The organism is Pseudoalteromonas luteoviolacea NCIMB 1942 (genome assembly GCF_001625595.1).
Taxonomy (GTDB): Bacteria; Pseudomonadota; Gammaproteobacteria; order Enterobacterales; family Alteromonadaceae; genus Pseudoalteromonas; species Pseudoalteromonas luteoviolacea_A.
The window spans coordinates 1-7401 of the sequence record NZ_AUXT01000081.1 but is presented as its reverse complement, the minus strand read 5'-3'; the positions used below and the strand labels follow the sequence as shown (position 1 = coordinate 7401).

The window sequence follows — 7401 nt, the reverse complement described above, 5'->3', positions numbered from 1 at the left end:
CAAAGTGTGATCCCGCCCTGCCTTTTCCATTGTTGTAAATAAAAATAATTGCGGGTAGCTACGTTATTATTATTTTTATGTCTCATTTTTAATTTATTTAAATAAATTAATACTTATAAAATTAGAGAGTTAGCGGGCTGTTTTTTAGAGATGAAAATAGCAGTTAACTATTTTTTTTTGATAAACATGTCGCTTTTTTATGTTTAATGTTCAGGAAATTAAAATAATTATTTTAAGGTTTTAAAATAGATACTTCGAATGCAAAGTTAAATATTAGAAAGGTTTGGTTTTCTATTGCTAGATACGAAAAATTTCGTAAGGACAAGATTTAAAGCGCCTTTATTCGCTATCAGGGTTATTAAGGTTGTAACTGCATGCTTTTGTTTATAAAGGTTTTAAATATTTTCCTTCTTGGAAGGTGGTGCTTTTTTAATAATGTGAATGTTTTTTCTTTTAAGTAAGTGAAAAGAATATAAATAGTCCTGTTTCGTTATTTTTATGTATAAATATTATTAAGAGTCATGTATGCTATTAATATAAACTAAGAATATAGTGATTAGTACTATTGCAGAGCATTAAAAAGATCATAACAAAGCTCTCTTTCCAGTCAGAGCTCCAGCCTAATATGTTTTTTATCGAAGGCTACATAATGGGGCTTGGAGTCACACCTCAAACAGTACTGCCTAGTTTATGGATTAACGGATTGTTTGGTGAAATTGCATCAGGTCAAGAATCACAGCTCAAATCTCTGATGGATTTCTACAATATTTGTATGGACCGCATAATGTGCAATACACTTGAATTACCTCAAAAATGTGTATTGCAAGCGTCTAATCTTCAAGCTGCACTTCAAGAAAATATGCCATTGCCAAGCTACTGTAAAGGCATGCTTGCAGCGCTGAGTTTTATTGATCGGAGCGCGTTGAGGAGTGAGCAATTAAAAGAGCTCAATTGGTTATGTCGTATTTTAAAAGGGTTTAGTAGTTATATAAATGCGCGGAATATATTTGGCACTGAACAACGTAATTTTGAAATAGAAGTGCAAGAAGCAAAGCAATCTCTAATTACGCGACTCAGCAGTACGATACACCAAATGCGATTTTCAGAGCAATGCTTAGAGCAAGCACAGGAGCCAGCCACTTTTGATGGGTTTAACCGTACAGAATTGGAGTCGCACTTGCACAATATACTCAGTAAAGATGATGAGTGTACGTTGTCATTGATTAATGACTTGATTCTTGTTATTGAGCGAGAACTTATTACAGAACAGTTTAAGCTTCGACACAAGTCGGAGTTTGATAAGTTATTTGAAGCTCAGCCCTACTTGATTTTACGTGGTCGAAAGGCGCAAATTCAATTTAATATGGGAAATATTGAGGCTGCAACCGATGAGTTAGAAACGCTTTTACCTCTAACCTTAAACGATGCATATAAAAATCGATACCAACTCTATAACTGTTACGTAAAACAAAAAAGCTGGTGCTCTTTAGATGAGTTGCTACTCACAAAAAGTGAGGGTAGCTTTGGGGATTTGGCGACTCGTACCTTATTAGCTTTTGCTCAGGGTGGCAATACGCAAAGTGCGAGGAAGCTAAAGTCTGAGTTAAAAACTATATACCCTGCGGTAGAGCTGTTATTTGACCCGAGCAAGGGTAGTGAAGAGGGCTATTCTGAACTGTGTACAGATACGGTTAATGAATATATTAATCGAGGTGGTAAAAAGGCTTGGTGTTCAGTTAATGGCGGTCTATTTTGGCTGAAGTCAAATGATTAGAGAAAACCCCGCATGCACTGACATGCGAGGGAATACATTTTATGCTGCTTCGTTTGAAAGAAACTCATTCATAGTCAGTGGCACCGAAGCATAATATCCTTGAAGATAAATATTAGAAAATCGCTTCACGTATTCGTATTGATGGTGATTTTCAATGCCTTCAACAATCACCGTCTTTTTACTTTCTTTGGCTATTTGTACAATCGCGTCTAGTTTTGGAGCTTGGTCGGCTTTGCTCTGAACATCTGCAATATAAGCTTTATCTATCTTAACAGAGTTAAAATATTTACTATTGAGTACGCGGCTTGTGTCGGCATTGCTTTTTCCAAAGTCATCAACTGCAAAGCTAAAGCCTAAGTTTGACATCTTTCGTAGCGTATTTTGTGCGTTTTCACTTAAACTTAGCTCACTGCCTTGGGTTATCTCAAAAGTAATAAACGCTGCAATAGACGGCGTATCTCTAATGACCTTTTTTAGATAATCTAGCAATTGTTCATTTTCAAGCATCGCACCCGAAATATTTAAATGGATAGGTTTGAGTTTTTCCTGTGCGTCGAGCTTGATTTTGAGCATTGAGTACACTTGATTGACGACGATTTTTGTCAGCTCATTTTGTAACTCGGGTTTATCTTGGATCATAGGCATAAACATTTTTGGCCCTAAATTCTTGGTGTTTCGCCATCGAACCAGTGCTTCATAACGTTTGGGTCTATCTAAGTTTGACGTTTTAAACATCGGTTGAAATACGAGATAGAAATCATCTGGGTTGAATGAAATGCTATTCATGAGCTTTAACAGTACATGCTTACGGTACATTTCGGCTTGGTACAATTTTTCATTATGGTAAAAGGCACCATTTTCAGATTCTAGCGCGAATTTCATAGAGAAAGTAAGTCTACGTTGAACCTTGTCGATGCCATATAACGATGACTGGCCTGTTAGGCTCATAGAAGAAATCGCATAATCGATAGGCACTTGGGTGTTATTGACCCAAACTTGCCTTGGTAGCTTTTCTAAAATCTCAAGTTGTTTAGACTGTGCTTCTTGTTGGCTGGAGTCGGTATCATGGGTGACAAACGCCATGACAAGGTACTCAGAATCATGCAACGCCAAAGCAAATGGTTGGCATGATTTACTGATGTCCTTAAATAACTCGGAGAGAGAATCAATATTCCCCTCTATTGAATCAAACACCGGCGTGCGGCCTAACTTTATCAATGACACATGGAAGCGAGAAAACTTACGGTCGACCTTCATTAGCCGCTGCATAAAAAACATATAATTGGGTATATCGCTTTTACCATGGTAGAGCACCGACTTACTCAGTGCATCTTTGGCTTTTTTAATTTCATTTAAGACCTTCAAATCCTTTTTACGTAATTGATTGGTCCTTATCAGTGCGATGAAACTCACCGCTGCAGCAATTATTGCGATGCTTAAATAAATATTATTCATAAAAGAAAAACAGTTGGGAAATATACGTTGTAGATTAAAAACTACAAAAATGGACGAAATATGTGTTTTTTCACTTTAACTCATGTTTTTACATTACAGTCCATTACACTAGGTCAACTTTTGGACTGGTATTTAAGCAAAAAACTGCAACGGTATAGCTGGGATAACAAAGGAAAGGTTGGACTAGTTGCCAAATGATTTTTCGATGTGATCCTCTATTTCAAATTCATGATTACGAAATGATTTGAGTAACTTATAACTTAACGGAAGCCTTCTGTGAGGTCTGTTTTTGCGAACTTTTCGGTATGATTCGTTTTTATCTAAGTCAATTAAACCCATTGCCCAGCGGCGAAAGTTTCTTTTTTCGATGGGGTTACAGATTAATGCTGAAATGTCGTTATGCCTGTGATCTTTTTTTATGCGTTCAAACAGCTGTTCAACTTTTTGTTTATCGCCTTCAATAACCTGCATAAAGTGATGCCTATCATATAGCAGCATGCCAGATATCCCTTGTAATTGATTTGCCGCTGCGCATTGCCGGCGTAAAAGCTCTAACTCTTCATCACAAAGCGGTGCTGCTACGGTACTAATGTAGATAAGTTCGATAAGGTCCATTTTTAAATTTTTGACGGTGATTTTAAATTATCATAGTGGGTAATTTGCAATAGTGCCTAGTTAGACACTTTATAGTGAGGCTGCTTTGGAATTAGCAAACCGCTTTGTTAGAGAAATAAAGGTTGCAGGGTTATGGAAGTGAACTGGTATTAAACCAAGCGCAAAACTGTGCTGCGAGCTTCAAAGGTAAAGAGCGGTTGATTTTCATGACATGCGTTAGCATTTTGATTTAGCCTCCGTATTCGTAAGCATAAATCGCTACTAATTAATTGAAGTTTCAAGTATTCATACTTTACTTTAAAGCACCTGTCTCCTACTTTTTAGTAAGGAAAATCCAGAGGTTCATAATGAAAATAATAAGCAGGTGGCGATGTTAGTTCTTTCAACCCAGACAATACTACTTATGTGTGCCGTCGGGATTGTAGCGTCAGCAACTGCCTTGACTTTTTTATGGATGGCCAACAGAGATATAAAAGCAACCGTATTTTGGGCCGTTGGACCTTGGCTGCTGGTTGCAAACTTTGGCTTATTCGCGGCGCAGCAGTCACTGCCGTACTTTTTTAAGCATATCGCGTCGAACTTTTGTGGCCAACTCTCTTTAATAATGATGCTTGTAGGCCTTTATTATGCTGTTGATAGACGACCTCCTTGGCGGGTTTTCACCGGATATTTGGTCGCATTTCTTATTTTACTATCACTGTTTACTTATTGGCACGATTCATATAACTATCGGCTAAAACTGGCTGTATCAATGATATTTATCACTTCAGCTTGGATTGTGGCCATTTTGGTCGAACATCGAAGAAACAGGTTTGAGGTGTCTGGTGCGCTCGTGGTTTTGGGGTTAGGGTGTCTAAATACTGCTGGTATATTCAGGGTGAGCGCACCCGTTAGCCAAAATGCTTCAAGTATTCTTGATGATTCAAGTATTTATATCCAGCTGTTTTTTATAACTATTATGGTAGCTCAACTCATTTTTAACTTTGGTTTTGCAATTATGGTGGGTGAGCTTCATAACTTCGCAAATAAACAAGCTAGGCAAGCATTGCTAAATTCTAACTATGAACTAGGCATTGCAAAGAAAAAGGCAGAAGAAGCGTCCCGCCACAAATCCGAATTTTTGGCTAATATGAGCCACGAAATAAGAACGCCAATGAATGGCGTTATTGGCATGCTTGATCTTGTAGAAAAAGAGGGCTTGACTGAAGTCCAGTTAAACTATGTCTTGACCGCCAAGTCTAGTGCTGACGCGCTAATGGTCGTAATAAACGATATTTTAGACTTTTCAAAAATAGAAGCAGGCCGTTTAGAAATTGAGAAAGTTGAATTTGATGTTATTGAACAGTGTGCCGCGTTGATAAAAACACATGCCCATGCGGCTCACGATAAACACCTTGAGTTATTGCTAGAAACACACTTAGTAGACAATCGTATGGTTGTTGGCGACCCCATCAGGTTTAAGCAAGTACTCGGAAACCTAGTTGGTAATGCACTTAAATTTACTCATAGCGGAGAAGTGGTTGTCGCCATTGAAACAGTATGTGAGGGAGATAAAATACGTCTTTCGGGTGTTGTAAGGGATACGGGTATTGGCATTGAGGATGACAAACAAGCTAAATTATTTGACTCGTTCTCGCAAGTTGATGCCACCACAACGAGACGATTTGGTGGAACTGGACTTGGTCTTGCGATAGTTAAAACCTTATCAATATTAATGGGGGGCAAAGTTTCGCTGCAGAGTAACCTCGGGAAGGGCAGTACCTTTAGTTTTGATATTTTACTTAGCAAGGGAGATAAAGCTGCACCACCTAGAAGGTCGGCATTTGGGTGTGTATTAATTGTTGAAGAGCAAGCTGCATCTGCACGTACGCTTAAACATTTATTTGAGTGTTACTCAACTCAAGTTGATGTTAAGAATTCTTTCAGAAGCGCACAAACACACTTGTTTGAAAATGATGTTGACCTGATTGTTGTGAGTCGTCACGTTAGTGGCCGCAAGACAGACAATTGGTTTAAAAAGTGGGAATTGCAACCCACAACTAAAGCTATCATACTGACCATGCTTAACGACAAAGACAACAGTGAGCACTTCAAAAAGTTGGGGTATTCGGGTAAATATACCAAGCCCTTTACCCAGCATGATTTAGAGAAGTTGATAGAGAGTCGTCAAAGCAAGTTGCACAACAGTGAAAATGATAACCCATGTGATGAAAACAGATTTGCAGGACAGCGTGTTTTGTTAGTCGAAGACAACCCCGTTAACCAGCTCGTGGCGAAAAAAATGTTAGATTCTTTAGGGCTACAGCCGGAGCTTGCCAGTAACGGTAAAGAAGCTATTCAAATTTTGGCTGCCCATGGCGGTGAAAATAGCTTTGCGTTAGTACTCATGGACTGTCAAATGCCAGAGATGGACGGTTTTGAGGCAACTAAGCGGATCCGTAGGGGGCTTGGAGGAGAGAGTTATTTGGATATTCCCATTTTGGCTTTGACTGCTAACGCAATGAAAGGAGATAAGGAAGCATGCTTAGAAGCTGGAATGGATGATTACATAACTAAGCCGATCCAATTAGAAAGTTTAGTGAGTGCACTTTCAAAATATTTATCTTTCGCCGAAGTGTAATATCACCTTCGTCATAGTATTTATCCAACTTAACTTACTGTTGCATAGTTACCTCAAAAAAGGGCTTGACCTCAAGTTGACTTCAAGTGGCATAGTTTATTTAGCCATCTAGAAGTTTATTTAACAAACCTTGAAGGAAAGCAAGATGTTTTTGACCACTGATTTTAATCTGTTCTTTTGGCATGCAGCTGTACTGGGTATTGGTGCAACGCTATTTATGGATTTTTATGCCTTTGCTTTAAAACGGATCTTCCACATCCAATCTCTTGATTATGCCTTAGTTGGCCGTTGGGTTTTATACTTCAATTGTCAATTTCGGCATAGCAATATCATTCAATCTCCTAAAAAACGGTATGAAGGCTTTGTGGGTTGGGTTAGTCACTATGTAATAGGGGTTGCATTTGGTGCCATGTTTTTATTCTTGAGCCAACACTTCAATGTGGGCGTTCAGAGCTTTGCAGGTAGTGCAGTATTTGGCCTTGTAACTGTCACTCTCCCATTTTTTATTATGCAGCCTTGCTTTGGCTTTGGTATAGCGGCTTCTAATACTCCATCACCTTTTACTAACCGTCTTAAAAGCGTTGCAGCACATGTGATGTACGGCACTGGGATATATGTTTCGGCTTTATCGTTACCGTATATACACATTGAACTTTAAAGGAGAAAAAATGATTACTGAATCAATAAAAATAGATTTCCCAAATGATGCACAATACACACTATCAGCAGGTAATCTTTATCGAATAATTACCAGAGGTTGACAAACTGACGGTCGCTTTTCATTATTATTGTCAATTTTAAAGCCTGGCTAGGGTGGGCCCGCACACACACATTCAAATGAACAAGAATCGTTTTATATTACTAAAGGTAAACTAACCGTTTTTGATGGAGAAGCTGAGACAGTTGTACCTGAAGGGCAGGGTGCGAGCACACTTTG

The 7401-nt window shown here is 38.5% G+C and carries 5 protein-coding genes; 3 read left to right on the top strand and 2 right to left on the bottom strand.

Translation table 11 applies throughout. The features are described from left to right. Window positions 1-625: 625 nt before the first annotated feature. Window positions 626-1774, top strand: coding sequence for a hypothetical protein (locus N482_RS05215; RefSeq protein ID WP_155730494.1), 1149 nt, complete (start codon window positions 626-628; stop codon window positions 1772-1774). Between the two features lie 39 nt (window positions 1775-1813). On the opposite strand, the gene N482_RS05210 is transcribed toward N482_RS05215, so the two are convergent. Together N482_RS05210 and N482_RS05205 are read right to left on the bottom strand one after the other, a co-directional pair. Next, window positions 1814-3229 (bottom strand): EAL domain-containing protein, encoded by a 1416-nt coding sequence (locus N482_RS05210; RefSeq protein ID WP_063376064.1) that lies wholly within the window; start codon window positions 3227-3229, stop codon window positions 1814-1816. Between the two features lie 183 nt (window positions 3230-3412). Further along, the gene (locus tag N482_RS05205) at window positions 3413-3844 is read right to left on the bottom strand and encodes a BLUF domain-containing protein (protein WP_063376063.1); all 432 of its coding nucleotides are present in this window, start codon (window positions 3842-3844) and stop codon (window positions 3413-3415) included. A gap of 370 nt (window positions 3845-4214) precedes the next feature. Here N482_RS05205 and N482_RS05200 point away from each other — a divergent pair, with 370 nt between their 5' ends. Further along, window positions 4215-6464, top strand: coding sequence for a response regulator (locus N482_RS05200; RefSeq protein WP_063376062.1), 2250 nt, complete (start codon window positions 4215-4217; stop codon window positions 6462-6464). A gap of 145 nt (window positions 6465-6609) precedes the next feature. After that, a complete protein-coding gene (locus N482_RS05195) occupies window positions 6610-7122 on the top strand; it encodes a DUF2938 family protein (protein WP_063376061.1) in 513 nt (170 codons plus the stop codon). The last annotated feature ends 279 nt before the right edge of the window (window positions 7123-7401 follow it).